This window comes from Pseudomonas azotoformans (assembly GCF_900103345.1).
Classification (GTDB): domain Bacteria; phylum Pseudomonadota; class Gammaproteobacteria; order Pseudomonadales; family Pseudomonadaceae; genus Aquipseudomonas; species Aquipseudomonas azotoformans.
Window position 1 is genome coordinate 4,216,715 of sequence record NZ_LT629702.1, and the last position, 17,842, is coordinate 4,234,556.

The window sequence follows — 17,842 nt, forward strand, 5'->3', positions numbered from 1 at the left end:
CTTTTATATTTTTATGAGTTTGCTCTGGTCTGCGACACCTTTGACCCTCCTCGAAAGGTGCGCGACCATCTGCGCCATCTCACGTCCCTCAAGGCCAAACCATGAAAACCTGCGGCATCGAAATCAAAGGCAGCGAAGCCATCATCGCTGTCGCTTCCCTGGACAATCAGGCGCTGACCCATGCCGCCCTGGCGACCAAGAAGATCGCCCTGGAAGACGACGATGAAGCCGCCAACGTCAAAGCCTTCGCCGTTCAAGTGAAGGCATTTGTGCAGGAAAACGCCATCGAGCGGATCGCGATCAAGAAGCGCAGCAAGAAAGGTGAATTCGCCGGCGGCCCGACCACGTTCAAGATTGAAGGGGTATTTCAGTTGCTGGAGGGGGTTGAGGTGACGCTGCTGTCACCGCAGACCATCAATGCGCAGAACAAGAAGCACAACTTCGAACTGCCGGCGACGCTGAACAAGTACCAGCATGAAGCGTACAAAGCAGCGTGCGCTGCCCTGCTGAAGAAATAAGCCACATCATCAATTTACTGTGGGAGGGGGCTTGCCCCCGATAGCGGTGGGTCAGCCAACGTTGTATCAACTGACAGCCTGTCATCGGGGGCAAGCCCCCTCCCACATGTCAGCGCTTGTTGCGCAGCCAATCGCCGAAGGTCTTGTCCTCCAGGGCATACCCCCCCCGACTCGACTTCCATACCAGCTCCTTGTCGCGCAGGGCATCGATACAGGCCTGAATCGTCTGGGTGCCCGGCACCACGTCGCTGCCCATGTCCTCCAGCGCCTTGCTGACCGCCGTTAGGGTGCTGTCGGTGAACGGCGCGAAGGGTTCGTTGTTTTGCGAGCGCTCCACCATCACTTCCAGAACGGCGCGCTGGGGGATGGTGAGGTTGTTCCAGGCGCTTTCGAATTCGGTCCACACGCCGGCGCGCAACAGTTCGGCGCGGCTGTGCAGCAGTTGACCCAAATTGCTCGCCTCGCCCAACTCCAGCGCCACTTCTCCAATGATGGTACGCAGCATCTCGGGGCGACGGCCAACCAGCTCAAAAGCCTCATCAATATCGTCCGCGCTGAATTGGTTGGTTTTCGCCAAGTGCGCATTGAGGTGCGCGGTGTAGGCTTGTGTAAACGCCTTACCCAGCAGCGGAAACGGCGTGATGCTGGAGCCGAAGAATGGCTGGCTTTTGCCCAGAACCAAATGGGCCAGCTTGTCGCGATTGGAGCCGGTGAACACCAGATGCAAACCGCTGCCGTCCTCGTCACGCCCTTGGTTGAGCTGATCCCGGGCGGCCTTCAGCGCAAACATCGCATTGATGCCTGAATCGCTGGTCAACGCGTGCTGCGCTTCGTCAATCACCAGGACCACGGGTTTTTCCGCCGCGTGATGGAGCAACTCCAAGGCCTGGGTCAACGTCGCGCCGACGGGCAATTGAGGCTTGCTGAAGTCCCAGGACAGCGTGCGCAGAAAGCTCAGTTTTTCGATGCCAATGTTCTTGGCCAACTTGCGGATGCCCTTTTCATAAGGCACCAGCGCGGCGGCAATTGCACTGGCAATCAAGTCTGCCGGATCTTTCTCTTTGTCCGCCCACAGGTCGACATACACGGCCAGCCAGCCTCGAAGCTGGCACTCCGGGATCAGGTCTTCACGTAGAAAGGTACTTTTGCCTGTTCGGCGTGGCGCCGCGAGAAACAGGCCAGAGGTGAAATCCTGGATACCCACCCCCACCAGGCCGTCGGCGATGCTGCTTGCCAGCGCGGGACGGCGGAATACAAAGCCGCTGTGCTTGGACATGGTTTTATACTCGATTATGAAAACAACTATAAATTATAGTCATGAGTATAATTGACTATAATTGCCCGTCAAACCACCTCCCGTCGCCGGTCCTCCCTCGGACATTTCGCAAACCTTGCCCGATAACTGCGGGTGAAATACGACGGCGACTCAAACCCGCATGCAATGCTCACTTCCAGCACACTCAGGTCGCTCTGGCGCAGCAACTGTCGGGCTTTCTCCAGGCGCAGGCCGAGGTAGAAGTTGCTCGGCGTGTCGTTCAAATGCAGGCGAAACAGGCGCTCCAACTGGCGGCGCGTCACTTTGATCGCCTCGGCCAGGGCCAATGTGCTCAATGGCGGCTCGGTGTGCTGCTCCATCTCGCCGATCACCTGCACCAGTTTCTTGTTGTTGATGCCGTAGCGCGTGGCGATCTGCATGCGCTGGTGGTCTTTGCGTGGGCGGATGCGGCCGAGCACGAATTGTTCGGAGACCTGGATCGCCAGCTCGGGGCCGTGGGCTTGGGCGATCAGGTCGAGCATCAGGTCGATGGACGCGGTGCCACCGGCGCAGGTGATGCGGCGGCGGTCGATCTCGAACAGCTCCTGGGTGACGGTCAGGTGCGGATAGGATTCCTTGAACGCGTCGATGGCCTCCCAGTGCAGGGTGAGGCGGTGGCCGTCGAGCAGCCCGGCTTCGGCGAGGACGCAGGCGCCGGTGTCGATGGCGCCGAGGGTCACGCCATCGTGATCGAGGCGACGCAGCCAGTGCTCCAGCGCAGGCGTGGCGAACTGCAGCGGCTCGAAGCCCGCCACCACCAATAACGTCGCGCCCTTTTTCAACGGTTCCAGCGCAGCGTCGGCGTTGACCGACATCCCATTGCTCGCCAATACCGCGCCGCCATCGGCGCTCAGCACGTGCCAGCGGTATAGCTCGCCACGAAAGCGGTTGGCTACTCGCAGCGGCTCCAGCGCAGAGATAAAGCCGATGGCCGAAAAGCCCGGCATCAGCAGAAAGTAGAAATCCTGGGACATGGTGGCGCTCTCGTCGGACGGGCAGCGTGCTCACTGTGATACGCCAGTTCAACGAACCATTCAAGAGCACAGGTCGCTGCAGTGCAAGAGCTGGTCGCCGCCGTGCGTTTTGTCGGCCCTCAAGCTGCGTAATTTGATCCCACGGCGCACAAAGACGCCGGACCCCACAATAACGACCTGCCGAGGGATCCACCATGAACCGACTGATCAGCCGCTGCGTGCTCGCACTCAGCGCCAGCGCCATCTTGAGCACAAACGTACTGGCTGCCGACGCGGCATCCTGCCAGAACGTGCGCATGGGCGTGGTGAACTGGACCGACGTAATCGCCACCAGCGCCATGACCCAAGTGTTGCTCGACGGCCTCGGCTACAAGACCAAACAGACCAGCGCCTCCCAGCAAATCATCTTCGCCGGCATCCGCGACCAGCGCCTGGACCTGTTCCTGGGCTACTGGAACCCGCTGATGACCCAGACCATCACGCCGTTTGTCGACGCCAAGCAAGTCAAGGTACTCGACAAGCCCAGCCTGGAAGACGCCCGCGCCACCCTTGCCGTGCCCACCTACCTGGCAGACAAGGGCCTGAAAACCTTCGCCGACATCGCCAAGTTCGAGAAAGAGCTGGGCGGCAAAATCTACGGCATCGAGCCAGGCTCAGGCGCCAACACCCAGATCAAGGCGATGATCGCCAAGAACCAGTTCGGCCTGGGCAAATTCCAGCTGGTCGAGTCCAGTGAAGCCGGCATGCTCGCCGCCGTCGACCGCGCCGTGCGCCGCAAGGAAGCCGTGGTGTTCTTCGGCTGGGCGCCGCACCCGATGAACGTCAACGTCGCCATGACCTACCTCACCGGCAGCGACGACGCCCTGGGGCCGAACGAAGGCATGGCCACCGTGTGGAGCGTCACTGCACCGAACTACGCCGAACAGTGCCCCAACGTGCACAAACTGCTGACCAACCTGACCTTCACCGCCGCCGACGAGAGCCGGATGATGCAGCCGCTGCTGGATCACAAGGACGCCATCGAGTCCGCCAAACAGTGGCTCAAGGATCACCCGCAAGACCAGGCCCGCTGGCTGGAAGGCGTGACCACCTTCGACGGCAAGCCGGCGGCGGCCAACCTGCAACTGACCAGCAAATAACCTGATTCGAATCACCGTGTCGCAGCCATTCCCGGCTGCGCACGGCATCACTACGCCCGTCTGTAAGGAACCTGCCTCATGAACCACGACGTCATCATCACCTGCGCACTCACCGGTGCTGGCGACACGACCAGCAAAAGCCCACACGTGCCGGTCACCCCCAAGCAAATCGCCGCCGCTGCGGTGGAAGCCGCCAAGGCCGGCGCCACCGTGGTGCATTGCCATGTGCGTGACCCGCAAACCGGCAAGTTCAGCCGCGACGTCGCCCTGTACCGCGAAGTGATGGAGCGTATCCGCGAGGCCGACATCGACATCATCGTCAACCTCACCGCCGGCATGGGCGGCGACCTGGAGATCGGTGGCGGCGAGAACCCGATGGAGTTCGGCCCCAACACCGACCTGGTCGGCCCGCTGACCCGCCTGGCCCACGTCGAAGAACTGCTGCCGGAAATCTGCACCCTGGACTGCGGCACCCTGAACTTCGGCGATGGCGACACCATTTACGTGTCCACCCCGGCACAACTGCGGGCGGGCGCCAAACGCATCCAGGAGCTGGGCGTAAAGGCCGAGCTGGAAATCTTCGACACCGGTCACCTGTGGTTCGCCAAGCAGATGATCAAGGAAGGCCTGCTCGACAACCCGCTGTTCCAACTGTGCCTGGGTATCCCATGGGGCGCACCGGCTGACACCACCACCATGAAAGCCATGGTCGACAACCTGCCCGCCGACGCCGTGTGGGCCGGCTTCGGCATCGGCCGCATGCAAATGCCGATGGCGGCGCAAGCGGTGCTGCTGGGCGGCAACGTGCGGGTCGGCCTGGAAGACAACCTGTGGCTGGACAAGGGTGTGCTTGCGACCAACGGCCAGTTGGTGGAACGCGCCAGTGAAATCCTCAGCCGCCTCGGCGCACGGGTCATGACCCCCGCCGAAGGACGCATAAAAATGGGCCTCACCAAACGCCGCTAATCAAAAAATGTGGGAGGGGGCTTGCCCCCGATTACGGTGCATCAGTACCGAATGTATCGACTGACACACCGCTATCGGGGGCAAGCCCCCTCCCACACTGGACCACCGAAATCCATAGGAATTTGCCATGAGCTTTATCACCGAAATCAAAACCTTCGCCGCCCTCGGCAGCGGTGTCATCGGCAGCGGCTGGGTGTCCCGCGCCCTGGCCCATGGCCTGGATGTGGTCGCCTGGGACCCGGCGCCCGGTGCCGAAGCCGCACTGCGCAAGCGCGTCGCCAACGCCTGGGGCGCCCTGGAGAAACAAGGGCTGGCGCCGGGTGCCTCGCAAGACCGCCTGCGCTTCGTCGCGACCATCGAAGCGTGTGTGAAAGACGCCGACTTCATCCAGGAAAGCGCCCCCGAACGCCTGGAGCTGAAGCTCGACCTGCACAGCAAGATCAGCGCAGCAGCCAAGCCGAATGCGTTGATCGGTTCAAGCACCTCGGGCCTGTTGCCGAGTGAGTTCTACGAAGGATCGACCCACCCGGAACGCTGTGTGGTCGGCCATCCGTTCAACCCGGTTTACCTGTTGCCGCTGGTGGAGGTCGTCGGCGGCAAGAACACCGCGCCAGAAGCCATCCAGGCTGCGATCAAGGTGTATGAATCCCTCGGCATGCGCCCGCTGCATGTGCGCAAGGAAGTGCCTGGTTTTATCGCCGACCGCCTGCTGGAAGCGCTGTGGCGTGAAGCACTTCACTTGGTCAATGACGGCGTCGCTACCACCGGTGAAATCGACGATGCAATTCGCTTCGGCGCTGGCCTGCGCTGGTCGTTCATGGGCACGTTCCTCACCTACACCCTGGCGGGCGGCGATGCCGGCATGCGGCACTTCATGGCGCAGTTCGGCCCGGCACTGCAATTGCCGTGGACCTACCTGCCGGCGCCGGAACTGACCGACAAGCTGATCGATGATGTGGTCGACGGCACCAGCGACCAGTTGGGTACACACAGCATTTCAGCGCTGGAGCGCTATCGTGATGATTGCCTGCTGGCGGTGCTGGAAGCGGTGAAAACCACCAAGGCCAAGCACGGCATGACCTTCGCTGAATAACGGAAACCCCGACATGCCCGCACTCACCACCTACACCACCCAGGTCCACCCCGACTGGGTGGACTACAACGGCCACCTGCGCGACGCGTTCTACCTGCTGATCTTCAGCTACGCCACCGACGCGCTGATGGACACCCTCGGGCTGGACAGTGAAAACCGCGAAGCCAGTGGCCATTCGCTGTTCACCCTGGAGTTGCACCTCAACTACCTGCACGAGGTGAAACTCGGCGCCGACGTGGAGGTGCATACCCAGCTGATCGCCCATGACGCCAAGCGCCTGCACCTCTATCACAGCCTGCACCTGGTGGGGGATGAGAAGGAACTGGCGGGCAACGAACAGATGCTGTTGCACGTGGACCTGGCCGGTCCGCACGCAGCGCCGTTCACCGAGCCCACACTGGAAAGACTCACTGCCATCAGCGCCGAGCAGGCTGACCTGCCGCGCCCTGCCCTGCTCGGCCGAGTGATTGGGCTGCCACCCAAAAAACAATAAGGAGCCACCATGCAAACCACCGCCGCTGTTGCCGATTTCCGTACCTACCCGAAGATCTGCGACCTTGCGCAGGTGCAGGTGCTAAATGATCAGATTCGTGTGCAATGGGCCGATGGGCGGGTCAGCCCGTTTCATCATCAGTGGCTGCGGGACAACTGCCCCTGCGCGGAATGCGTGTACAGCGTGACCCGCGAGCAGGTGCTCGAGATTGTCGATGTGGACGAGCACCTCAGCGCTGTCGACGCACGCATCGATCAAGGCTTGTTGAGCGTGCAATGGAGCGGCGGCCACCGCAGCCAGTACGACCCCGGCTGGCTGCGGGCGCATGCCTACGACGATGAGTCCCGCGCCGAACGCTGGGCGGCGAAGCCCAAACCCCAGCTGTGGGACAGCCGCTTCCAACTGCCGGTGTTCGACTATTCAGCGGTCATGCAAGACCCCCACGCATTGTTGCAGTGGCTGCTGGCGCTACGTGACTGCGGCCTCACCCAAATCCGCGGCGTGCCCACCGAGCCCGGCGCCCTGGCGCTGGTCGCCAAGCGCATTTCATTCATCCGCGAGAGCAACTTCGGCGTGCTGTTCAACGTGCAATCCAAGGCCGATGCCGACAGCAATGCCTACACCGCCTTCAACCTGCCGTTGCACAGTGACTTGCCCACGCGGGAGCTGCAACCGGGCCTGCAGTTTTTGCATTGCCTGGTGAACGATGCCGACGGTGGCGAAAGTATTTTTGCCGATGGGTTTGCCATCGCCTGCGCCCTGCGTACCGAAGACCCCGAAGCGTTCCTGGCGCTGTGCGACATCCCGGTGGAGTTTCGCAACAAGGACCGTCACAGCGACTACCGCCAGTTGGCGCCGATCATTGCGCTGGATGCCTTGGGCGATATCGCGGAGATCCGCATGGCCAACTTTCTACGCGGGCCATTTGATACCAGTGAGGACCAGATGCCGTTGCTGTATCGCGCGTATCGGCGCTTTATCGCGATGACGCGGGAAGCTCGCTTTCGCGTGGTACAGCGCCTGAACCCCGGTGAGCTGTGGTGCTTCGATAACCGCCGCACCTTGCATGCGCGTCATGCTTTTGACCCGGCTTCCGGGCTCGGCATTTTCAAGGGTGTTATATCGATAGGGATGAGTTGCTCTCGCGCATTTTGGTGTTGCAACGGTAGACCGTAGCGCGCCTTTCGCGAGCAAGCCCGCTCCCACAAAAAAGCCCCGACCCAGCCGTGACTGGATCGAGGCAGAGGGCCTTGTGTGAGCGTGACATCCCGAGGGTGACCAAACCTTCAAGCTGTTTGCTGGTTCTCAGTGTGCCCATTACCGCCTCCGGTAAATGGCCCGAAAACGACATGTTCATAGCCATCTGAGGCATTCGTGCAATCTGCGCTTGCCGCACCTTTGGGTGGCTACCAGAATCCCAGTCAGACCTCGTTCACCTCACCAGGATAAACGTCATGATGCATGCGGATTTGATTGACCAGGATGACCTGCTGGGCCAACTGCGCTCGCTGGGTTTCGAAGTCTCCAGCGGCGCCACCGCCGAGCAGGCCTGCGAGTGCGCAGTGCGTGGTTTGAGCGAGGCGCGGGCCAAGGCGCTCAAGGGCATGGTGGAGCAGATGTACACTGGCAGTGCGACGATCTTGCCGGCCGTGCGTCAGGCGATCGATAAGCAGTTGTTGCCGGCACTGGTGCAGTTCAAGCAGAACTCCCGCGCCTGATCAATTGCTATCGGGGGCAAGCCCCCTCCCACCTTTGACTGTGTTCACCCATCCAAATGTGGGAGGGGGCTTGCCCCCGATACAGACACCTCGGTCTAGAGCCGCACGCTGGCAAACGTCGACTCGTTGCGCGCCTGACTCAACGCCGACATCGGCCCCGACAACGGTGACAACACCAGCGCCTGCGGAATCGGCATCATCGCCACTTGCTGGGTAGTGTTGGACCCCACGCGCTCATCCCGTGGCGGAATGCCGAAGTATTCGCGGTAGCACTTGGAAAAATGCGGCGTGGACACAAACCCGCACACCGACGCCACTTCGATGATCGACATCGGCGTTTGCTTGAGCAGCTGCCGTGCACGGATCAGGCGCAGCTTGAGGTAGTAACGCGACGGCGAGCAGTGCAGGTACTTCTGGAACAACCGCTCCAACTGGCGACGGGAGACGGCGACGTACACCGCCAGTTCATCCAGGTCGATCGGCTCTTCCAGGTTGGCTTCCATCAACGCCACGATTTCCTGCAGCTTCGGCTGGTTGGTGCCGAGCATGTGCTTGAGCGGCACGCGCTGGTGGTCTTGCTCGTTGCGGATGCGCTCGTACACAAACATCTCGGAGATGGCGGCCGACAGTTCGCGACCGTGATCGCGGCTGATCAGGTGCAGCATCATGTCCAGCGGCGCGGTGCCGCCGGAGCTGGTGAAGCGGTTACGGTCGAGGGTGAACAGGCGCGTGCTCATGGCCACGCGGGGGAAGGCTTCCTGCATAGAGGCCAGGCATTCCCAGTGCACGCTGCAATCAAAACCGTCGAGCAGACCGGCACAAGCCAGGGCCCAACTGCCTGTGCATACCGCGCCCAAGCGGCGCGATTGGCGTGCCTGGCTTTGCAGCCACGACACATGCTCACGGGTCACGGTACGCTGGATACCCACGCCGCCGCACACGATCACGGTGTCCAGGGCCGGGGCTTTGTGCATGGAAGCATCGGGAGTGATTTGCAGACCGTCGCTGGCCCACACCTGGTTTCCGTCGACACTCAAGGTCGTCCAGCGATACAGCTCGCGGCCGGAGAGCTGGTTGGCCATGCGCAGCGGTTCGACTGCGGAGGCCAGGGAAATCAGCGTGAAATTGTCCAGCAGCAAAAAGCCGATGGATTGAGGCGCACGGTTCTGGGGTTGGGCCCCGGAGTTGAACGACGTCATCGCGGTATCTCCTCACACAAAGCGGGTGATGGCCTCAGGCGAGGCTCTTGTTATTGCGCTCTTCATCCGGCGAGGAGAGAGGCTTTGAATTGATAGAGCAAATGCCATGCCTAAATTTGAATGGCCGTCCAATAACTCCTAAAAACGACCTCATGACGCGTCTAAACAAGCCCGCGCCGCAAGTATGGTTATGGCTGGAATTGGCCGTAGGAACATGCCCGGGCAAGGTGTGTGAGCAGATCGGTAGCACTTGTGGGAAGGCGCTTTGCGGGCGTGGGAGAAGTCTGTCACCCAACGCGCGGGAGACCGGTGATCAGGTCGGAAATCGTTCGCAAGCTACTTATCTATTTGCGACGCGCTAAAAGGTGGCGCTTTTGGATCCGGGTGTTCACTTTATGCGCAGTGTTGTCTGGACTACCGTATTCGCGAGCAAGCCCGCTCCCACACTTGACCGCGTTCTCATGTTGGAACTCGATCAAATGTGGGAGCGGGCTTGCTCGCGAATACAGGCGACGCGGTCTTAACATTCTACGGCGCTGACCGCCAACCCACCCCGGGAGGTCTCTTTGTACTTGTCATGCATGTCCGCCCCGGTATCGCGCATGGTGCGGATCACCCGGTCCAGGGAGATAAAGTGCTGGCCGTCGCCGCGCAGCGCCATTTGCGCCGCGTTGATCGCTTTCACCGCCGCAATTGCGTTGCGCTCGATGCACGGCACCTGTACCAGCCCACCCACCGGGTCGCAGGTCAGGCCCAGGTTGTGTTCCAGGCCGATCTCGGCGGCGTTGCACAGTTGTTCCGGCGTGGCGCCGAGGATCTCGGCCAGCCCGGCGGCGGCCATGGCGCAGGCAGAACCGACTTCACCCTGGCAGCCGACTTCGGCGCCGGAGATCGAGGCGTTCTTCTTGCACAGAATGCCCACCGCCGCCGCACCGAGCAGGTAGTCGACCACATTGGCTTCGGTGACTTCCTCGCTGAACTTCATGAAGTAGTGCAGCACCGCCGGGATGATCCCAGCCGCGCCGTTGGTGGGTGCCGTGACCATGCGTCCACCGGCGGCGTTTTCTTCGTTCACCGCCAGGGCGAACAGGTTGACCCATTCCATGGCACTCAGGGTCGAACCGATCACATTCGGCTTGTTCAACTCCTGCAGGCTGCGGTGCAGCTTGGCGGCACGCCGACGCACGTTGAGGCCGCCGGGCAGGATGCCTTCGTGCTTGAGGCCTTGCTCAACGCAATCCTGCATGGCGCGCCAGAGCTTCATCAGGCCGCTGCGGATTTCATCTTCAGAGCGCCAGACCTTCTCGTTGGCCATCATCAACTCGGCCACGCGCAGGTTGTGGGTCTTGCACAGCTGCAACAGCTCCACCGCGCTGGAGAAATCGTAAGGCAACTCGGTGCGGTCCATGTCGGCCACGCCGCTTTGCGCCTGGGCCTCATCCACCACGAAACCGCCGCCCACCGAGTAGTAGGTGTCGCGGTGCAGCTCGCCGTCATCACCAGACACCACCAGCGTCATGGCGTTGGGGTGGAACGGCAGGTTTTCGTCGAGCAGGCGCATGTCCCGCGCCCAGACGAAGGGCACTGGCAGGCGCCCGTCCAGCAGCAAGGTGTCGGTCTCGCGCAGGGTGTGAATGCGCAGGCCGATTTGCGACGGATCGATAGCGTCAGGCCATTCGCCCATCAGGCCCATGATGGTCGCGGTATCGCTGCCGTGGCCGATGCCGGTGGCGGACAAGGAGCCGTAGAGCTGAACTTCGACGCGCCGCACTTGCTCCAACAGTTCACGTTCACGCAAGCCTTGAACGAACAACGCCGCGGCGCGCATGGGGCCGACGGTGTGCGAACTCGAAGGCCCGATGCCGATCTTGAACAGGTCGAAAACACTGATAGCCATTAACGTGGAACTCCGCAGGTGAACAGGCCGGACACCAAGGAGCTGCTACGCTCAGATCGCCCAGATGGCGGCATCATCAAGCTTTTGTTCGCCGTCACGGCGTCTCACACCGACGCACCCATGCTCACCAGCGCCGCGTCTGTGCGATCACCGGTTTTGGCCGTTTTTAGCGGTGCAGATGGGCAAAAACTGCAGTTTTGCCTTGGGAAAAACCTGTAAGCGACGTCACCGACACTGGATACGACCCTCCCTGTACTGGATACGACGCCCCCTGTAGGCGTCAGATTTTCACTGGTACATGATCAGTCTCGACTCGTTTGCAAGGCGCCGTGCCAGAGCTGTGGTCGCACGCTCTAAACGCAACACTTATAAAGCGCGGCGAAGGCCGCCAGAAAAAACACAGGAGTCTAGCCCCATGAAAGCTTCACCCTCGTTGTTGTTGGCCGCCATGCTGAGTCTGCCAGTCGTGGCGCACGCTGCAGAACCGGCACAATGCCAGACCGTCAACTTCTCCGATGTCGGCTGGACCGATATCACCGTCACCACCGCCACCACCAGCGAAATCCTCAAGGGCCTGGGCTACAAGCCGCGCACCACGATGATTTCGGTGCCGGTGACCTACAAGTCCCTGGCCGACGGCAAGAACATGGACATCTTCCTCGGCAACTGGATGCCGACCATGGAAAACGACATCAAGCAGTACCGTGATGCCGGCACCGTGGAGACCGTGCGTGCCAACCTGGAGAACGCCAAGTACACCCTGGCGGTCCCGGAAGCGCTGTACAACAAAGGCCTGAAGGACTTCGCCGATATCGCCAAATTCAAGGATGAGCTGGGCGGCAAGATCTACGGCATCGAGCCGGGCAACGACGGCAACCGCACCATCCAGACGCTGATCGACAAAGACGCCTTCGGCCTGAAAACCGCCGGTTTCAAAGTCGTCGAATCCAGCGAAGCCGGCATGCTCTCCCAGGTTGAACGCGCCACCAAGCGCGACCAGGCCATCGTGTTCCTCGGCTGGGAACCGCACCCGATGAACACCCGCTTCAAGATGAAGTACCTGACCGGGGGTGATGATTCCTTCGGCCCCAACTACGGCCAGGCCACCATCTACACCAACACCCGCAAGGGCTACACCGAGGAATGCAGCAACGTGGGCCAGTTGCTGAAAAACCTGGTGTTCACCCTGAACATGGAAAGCACCCTGATGGGTAATGTCCTGGACGACAAGATGAAACCCGACGCCGCGGCGAAAGCCTGGCTGAAGAAGAACCCGCAAGTACTCGACACCTGGCTCGCCGGCGTCACCACCGTTGATGGCAAACCTGGCCTGGACGCCGTGAAAGCTTACCTCTCCAAGTAATGCCGCTGACCCCGGGGCGGTGCGCTGCCCCGGGATGTTTTCCCTCTTCGCATGTGGACATTCACTACCATGCTGACTGAACAGAAAATCCCACTAGGCCAGTACATCGCTGCCTTCGTCGAATGGTTGACCCAACATGGCGCCAACTATTTCGACGCAATCGCATCGACACTGGAAACGATGATCCACGGCGTGACGTTTGCGCTGACCTGGTTCAATCCGCTGGCATTGATCGGTCTGATTGCGCTGCTGGCTCACTTTATCCAACGTAAATGGGGACTGACTGTTTTTGTCATCGCCTCCTTCCTGCTGATCCTCAACCTGGGTTACTGGCAGGAAACCATGGAGACCCTGGCGCAAGTGCTGTTCGCCACCCTGGTCTGCGTGGTCATCGGCGTGCCGCTGGGCATTGTTGCCGCGCACAAGCCGTTGTTCTACACCATGATGCGGCCGGTACTCGATCTGATGCAGACCGTACCGACCTTCGTCTACCTCATCCCTACCCTGACCCTCTTCGGGCTGGGTGTGGTGCCCGGGCTGATTTCCACGGTGGTGTTCGCGATTGCCGCGCCGATCCGCCTGACCTACCTGGGTATCCGTGATGTACCGCAAGAGTTGATGGACGCCGGCAAGGCCTTTGGCTGCTCGCGCCGTCAGCTGCTCTCGCGCATCGAACTGCCCCACGCCATGCCGAGCATTGCCGCCGGCATTACCCAATGCATCATGCTGTCGCTGTCGATGGTGGTGATCGCGGCCCTGGTGGGCGCCGACGGCCTCGGCAAACCGGTGGTCAACGCACTCAACACCGCAGACATCGCCCTGGGCTTTGAAGCCGGCCTGGCAATTGTCTTGCTGGCCATCATGCTCGACCGCATCTGCAAACAACCCGACGCTAAAGTAGGGGGTGATGCATGAGCATTATCCGATTCGACAAAGTCGACGTGATCTTCTCCAAAGACCCACGCGAAGCGCTCAAGCTGCTGGACCAGGGCATGAGCCGTAACGAGATCCTGAAAAAGACCGGGCAGATTGTCGGCGTGGAAAAAGCCAGCCTGGATATCGAGAAAGGCGAAATCTGCGTGCTGATGGGCCTGTCGGGTTCCGGCAAGTCGAGCCTGTTGCGTTGCATCAACGGCCTCAACACCGTGAGCCGGGGCCAGCTGTTCGTGGAGCATGAAGGTCGCCAGATCGACATCGCGTCCTGCACCCCCGCCGAGCTGAAAATGATGCGCACCAAGCGCATCGCCATGGTGTTCCAGAAGTTCGCCCTGATGCCTTGGCTGACGGTGCGCGAAAACATCAGCTTCGGCCTCGAGATGCAGGGCCGCCCGGAGAAAGACCGCCGCAAACTGGTGGATGAGAAACTCGAGCTGGTGGGTCTGACCCAGTGGCGCAACAAGAAGCCGGACGAACTCTCCGGCGGCATGCAGCAGCGCGTCGGCCTGGCCCGAGCGCTGGCGATGGACGCCGATATCCTGCTGATGGACGAACCCTTCTCCGCCCTCGACCCGCTGATCCGGCAAGGGCTGCAGGACGAGTTGCTGGAACTGCAACGCAAGCTGAGCAAGACCATCGTGTTCGTGAGCCACGACCTCGATGAAGCGCTCAAGCTGGGCAGCCGCATCGCGATCATGAAAGACGGCAAGATCATCCAGTACAGCGTGCCGGAAGAGATCGTGCTGAACCCGGCGGACGACTATGTGCGGACCTTCGTCGCCCACACCAACCCGCTGAACGTACTGTGCGGCCGCAGCCTGATGCGCACCCTGGACAACTGCAAGCGCGTCAACGGTTCGGTATGCCTGGACCCGGGCGGCGACTCGTGGCTGGACCTGGCCGAAGGCAACACCATCCAGGGCGCCCGCCAGAATGGCGCGGTGATGAACCTGCAGAACTGGGCACCGGGGCAAGCGGTGGAAGGTTTGGGGCGGTTGCCGACGCTGGTGGACTCGAACATCGGCATGCGCGACGCGTTGCAGATCCGTTATCACACCGGGAACAAACTGGTGTTGCATGACAACAACCAGGTGGTGGGGATTCTGGGGGACAGTGAGCTGTACCACGCCCTGCTGGGCAAGAACCTGGGCTGAGTTGCCAGCATCACTGTAGGAGCGAGCTTGCTCGCGAAGAACGTCAACGATAACGCAGCGCTATCTGGCAGCCCGTGTCGCCTATTCGTTCTTCGCGAGCAAGCTCGCTCCTACAGGAAAAGCGGTGTCAGGAAGAACACCGCCCAGCTCAACTATCAGCTATAGACCCGGCCAAGGAGCTGCCGATGGCTTTCAAACTGATCGAGCACGTCCCGGGTGATCTGTTCCTGGGTGAAGCCCATCAGGTCGTATTCCTGAGGTCCGTTGTGCAGGTACACCTCGGCACGGTAGTAGCGAGTGCGCTCTTCTTCGGGCAGGTCACTCGGCGCCGACGAGTAGGCATCCAGGCTCACTTCATACACAAACGGGTTGCCCTCTTCCATCTCGATGCGTACACCGATGCAGCGCTTGGACTTGCCGAGCAAGGTCTGCACTTCCAAGCCCTGATCACGCAAGGCCGTCGCCGCTTCTTCCAACGCCGGTGTCACATGCTTGTCCATGAAACGCTGCACAGTGCCTTGGCTCGGTTGCAGGTCCAGCGCCGTCAGACGCTCGCTGAAACCACGGCGACCCCGCTCGGCCAATTGCGCCTGCTCCTGTTCGATGGCCACGTCCTGGCGCATCGCCTTGTGCAAGCCAAACATAAAGAAGATCAGCACCACCGAGAACGGCAGCCCCGCCAGCACCACCATGGTTTGCATGGCTTCGAAGTTGCCGGCGAACAAGAGGCCGATGGTCACCAGGGTGATCACCGCCGACCAGAAGATCCGCAGCCAGTGCGGCGCATCTTCATCCACGTTGCCGCCTTTGCAGGACAGGTTGGCCATCATCACCGCGCCGGAATCCGCCGGGGTCAGGAACAGCACGAAGCCGACAAAGATCGACACGCCGATGACGATTTTCGATGCCGGGTAATGCTCCAGCAACTGGTAGATGGCCATGGAAGGCTGTTCCAGTGCGGTCTTGCCCAACTCCACCGCACCGTGGTTCAGCACCAGGTCCAGGGCCGAGTTACCGAAGATCGACAGCCACGCCAGGGTAAAGCCCAACGGGATCAGCAACACGCCAGCTACCAGTTCACGCACCGTGCGACCACGGGAAATCCGCGCAATGAACATGCCCACGAATGGCGCCCAGGAAATCCACCACGCCCAGTAGAACAGGGTCCACAGGCCCATCCAGCGTTCGGTCTTGTCGGCGTCGCCTTCGTACACGTACAGGTCGAAGGTTTTCAGGATGATGCCGTTGAGGTAGTCCCCGGTGTTCTGCACCAGGCCATTGAGCAAATGCAGGGTCGGGCCGAACAACAGCACGAAAATCAACAGGCCGCTGAACAGCACGATGTTGAGGTTGGACAGGCGGCGAATGCCGTTCTCCACGCCCGACACGGCGGCGATGGTCGCCACGGTGCTCATCACGATGATCACGATCAACAGGTTGGTGTTGCTGTGCTGCATGCCGAACAGGTTTTCCAACCCGGACGACACCTGCATCGAACCGATCCCCAGGTTCGTCACCAGGCCCAGCAGGGTCACGAACATGCCGAAACCGTCTACCGCATGGCCGGCCGCGCCTTTCACCCAACGCTCACCCACCAGCGGGTACAGCGCCGAACGCAGGGCCAGCGGCTGGTTATGCCGATACGCGAAGTACGCCACGGCCAGGCCGACCAGGGCATAGATCGCCCAGCCATGCAGGCCCCAGTGCAGGAAGGTCAGTTGCAGTGCCTGGCGGGCGGCGCCGTTGCTGGCGGCTGCGCCTTCGGGCGGGTTGAAGTAGTGATCCAGCGGCTCCGAGGCGCCGAAGTACAGCAGCGAGATGCCGATGCCCGACGAGAACAACATGCCGGCCCAGGCGCCGTAGCTGAAGTCCGGGGTATCGTCCTTGCTGCCCAGTTTCAACTTGCCGTAGGACGAAAACGCCAGGCCCACCACAAACACCAGGTAGGCGGCGATGACCACCATGTAGTACCAGCCGAAGCTTTTCGACAGCCACGCCTGGGCAACACCGAGCATGCGCCCGGCCTCCTGCGGGGCGATGATCAGAATGGCGGTCAACAACAGAATCAGCGCGGTGGAGGTGTAAAACACCCAACCGTTGACCCGCACCTTTTCCGGTGGGGTTTTTATAAGAGAGGCAGAACTCATGGCGCAGATGCTCCGGGCAGTGCGAGAGAGAAACACAAGGCAACGGTTATCCCGGGACATCGATTTTTCGGCAGTCGACGGACGGGTGTTATAAAGACACCCCGAAAATTCCTGAACCCCGCCGAAGCGGTGTACAGGCCCTGATACGGCCTGTTTCAAGGATTTTTGCAGGTGTCAGATGTCGCGGCTCCCAGGTAGGGAATATCTGTAGGCAGCGACCATTTGTCGCAGATCTTATTCTTTGTTGATTGAACGTTCAATCAAAACAAAATAGACTGGCCATCAAGCCGACGGACGTTTATCGCCCACGGCAGGCCTAAGGAGAGGTGCTACATGCCCAAGGTCGGTATGCAACCCATACGCCGCCAGCAGTTGATCGAAGCCACGTTGACGGCCATCGATCAGGTCGGAATGGGAGATGCCAGCATTGCGCTGATCGCTCGTTTGGCCGGCGTCTCGAACGGCATCATCAGTCACTACTTCAAGGACAAGAACGGCCTTATTGCAGCGACGATGCGCTACTTGATGAACGCGCTGATCGACAACGTCCACGAACGCCGACAGGCGCTGACGGACGACAGCCCACGGGCGCACCTTCAGGTGATCATCGAGGGCAACTTCGACGCCAGCCAGGTCAACGGACCGGCAATGAAAACCTGGCTGGCCTTCTGGGCCACCAGCATGCACCACCCGTCATTGCACAGGTTGCAGCGGATCAACGATCAACGTCTGTATTCCAACCTGTGCTGCCAGTTCCGCCGAGTGCTGCCGCTGCCGCACGCACGCAAAGCAGCCCGCGGCCTGGCGGCCCTGATCGACGGTTTGTGGTTGCGCGGCGCCCTGTCGGGAGACGCTTTCGACACGGCGCAGGCGCAACGGATCGCTTACGAATATATGGATTTCCAATTGGCCAAGCAGGTGAGTTAGAGC

At 61.0% G+C, this 17,842-nt stretch carries 15 protein-coding genes and 1 pseudogene; 11 read left to right on the plus strand and 5 right to left on the minus strand.

Translation table 11 applies throughout. The annotated features are described in order from the left end of the window. The first annotated feature begins 101 nt into the window (after window positions 1–101). Window positions 102–518, plus strand: a complete 417-nt coding sequence (locus tag BLR69_RS19160; RefSeq protein WP_071494405.1) for a DUF3010 family protein — start codon at window positions 102–104, stop codon at window positions 516–518. 109 nt (window positions 519–627) lie between these two features. Here the strand turns inward: BLR69_RS19160 and BLR69_RS19165 are convergent, their stop codons facing one another. Continuing rightward, on the minus strand, window positions 628–1,794 hold the full coding sequence (locus BLR69_RS19165) for an AAA family ATPase (RefSeq protein WP_071494406.1): 1,167 nt from the start codon (window positions 1,792–1,794) through the stop codon (window positions 628–630). A gap of 68 nt (window positions 1,795–1,862) precedes the next feature. Next, window positions 1,863–2,807 (minus strand): GlxA family transcriptional regulator, encoded by a 945-nt coding sequence (locus BLR69_RS19170; RefSeq protein ID WP_071494407.1) that lies wholly within the window; start codon window positions 2,805–2,807, stop codon window positions 1,863–1,865. A gap of 194 nt (window positions 2,808–3,001) precedes the next feature. Between BLR69_RS19170 and BLR69_RS19175 the strand changes: the two genes are divergently transcribed. The 6 genes and pseudogenes from BLR69_RS19175 (at window position 3,002) to BLR69_RS19200 (ending at window position 8,216) form a co-directional block, all read left to right on the plus strand. Then, the gene (locus BLR69_RS19175; RefSeq protein WP_028618234.1) at window positions 3,002–3,946 is read left to right on the plus strand and encodes a choline ABC transporter substrate-binding protein; all 945 of its coding nucleotides are present in this window, start codon (window positions 3,002–3,004) and stop codon (window positions 3,944–3,946) included. A 78-nt stretch (window positions 3,947–4,024) separates the two neighbouring features. Continuing rightward, on the plus strand, window positions 4,025–4,912 hold the full coding sequence (locus BLR69_RS19180) for a BKACE family enzyme (protein WP_071494408.1): 888 nt from the start codon (window positions 4,025–4,027) through the stop codon (window positions 4,910–4,912). 127 nt (window positions 4,913–5,039) lie between these two features. Then, window positions 5,040–6,005 carry an L-carnitine dehydrogenase gene (locus BLR69_RS19185; protein ID WP_071494409.1) on the plus strand — a complete coding sequence of 322 codons (966 nt, stop codon included), beginning with the start codon at window positions 5,040–5,042 and terminating at the stop codon, window positions 6,003–6,005. Window positions 6,006–6,018: 13 nt separating this feature from the next. Beyond that, window positions 6,019–6,498, plus strand: coding sequence for a thioesterase family protein (locus BLR69_RS19190; protein ID WP_071494410.1), 480 nt, complete (start codon window positions 6,019–6,021; stop codon window positions 6,496–6,498). Between the two features lie 9 nt (window positions 6,499–6,507). Further along, window positions 6,508–7,667: pseudogene (locus tag BLR69_RS19195) on the plus strand (gamma-butyrobetaine dioxygenase). A gap of 285 nt (window positions 7,668–7,952) precedes the next feature. Further along, complete coding sequence (locus BLR69_RS19200) at window positions 7,953–8,216, plus strand: hypothetical protein (RefSeq protein WP_071494411.1); 264 nt, start codon at window positions 7,953–7,955, stop codon at window positions 8,214–8,216. A 95-nt stretch (window positions 8,217–8,311) separates the two neighbouring features. Here BLR69_RS19200 and gbdR read toward each other — a convergent pair whose 3' ends face one another. Together gbdR and BLR69_RS19210 are read right to left on the minus strand one after the other, a co-directional pair. After that, window positions 8,312–9,415 (minus strand): choline metabolism transcriptional regulator GbdR, encoded by a 1,104-nt coding sequence (gbdR, locus tag BLR69_RS19205; RefSeq protein WP_005792167.1) that lies wholly within the window; start codon window positions 9,413–9,415, stop codon window positions 8,312–8,314. Window positions 9,416–9,935: 520 nt separating this feature from the next. Then, complete coding sequence (locus BLR69_RS19210; protein ID WP_071494412.1) at window positions 9,936–11,312, minus strand: L-serine ammonia-lyase; 1,377 nt, start codon at window positions 11,310–11,312, stop codon at window positions 9,936–9,938. Between the two features lie 415 nt (window positions 11,313–11,727). Between BLR69_RS19210 and BLR69_RS19220 the strand changes: the two genes are divergently transcribed. From BLR69_RS19220 to choV, 3 genes are all read left to right on the plus strand, one after another. Continuing rightward, a complete protein-coding gene (locus BLR69_RS19220; RefSeq protein ID WP_071494414.1) occupies window positions 11,728–12,675 on the plus strand; it encodes a choline ABC transporter substrate-binding protein in 948 nt (315 codons plus the stop codon). A gap of 69 nt (window positions 12,676–12,744) precedes the next feature. Continuing rightward, the gene (gene choW / locus BLR69_RS19225; RefSeq protein WP_016972877.1) at window positions 12,745–13,590 is read left to right on the plus strand and encodes a choline ABC transporter permease subunit; all 846 of its coding nucleotides are present in this window, start codon (window positions 12,745–12,747) and stop codon (window positions 13,588–13,590) included. Further along, window positions 13,587–14,765, plus strand: coding sequence for a choline ABC transporter ATP-binding protein (gene choV, locus BLR69_RS19230; protein WP_071494415.1), 1,179 nt, complete (start codon window positions 13,587–13,589; stop codon window positions 14,763–14,765). The genes choW and choV overlap by 4 nt, the downstream gene beginning before the upstream one ends. 155 nt (window positions 14,766–14,920) lie before the next feature. Here the strand turns inward: choV and BLR69_RS19235 are convergent, their stop codons facing one another. After that, window positions 14,921–16,855: a BCCT family transporter gene (locus BLR69_RS19235; RefSeq protein ID WP_232000993.1), complete on the minus strand. Its 1,935-nt coding sequence runs from the start codon at window positions 16,853–16,855 to the stop codon at window positions 14,921–14,923. Window positions 16,856–17,245: 390 nt separating this feature from the next. Here BLR69_RS19235 and betI point away from each other — a divergent pair, with 390 nt between their 5' ends. Then, window positions 17,246–17,839 (plus strand): transcriptional regulator BetI, encoded by a 594-nt coding sequence (gene betI, locus BLR69_RS19240; RefSeq protein WP_017735982.1) that lies wholly within the window; start codon window positions 17,246–17,248, stop codon window positions 17,837–17,839. Window positions 17,840–17,842: the final 3 nt, after the last annotated feature.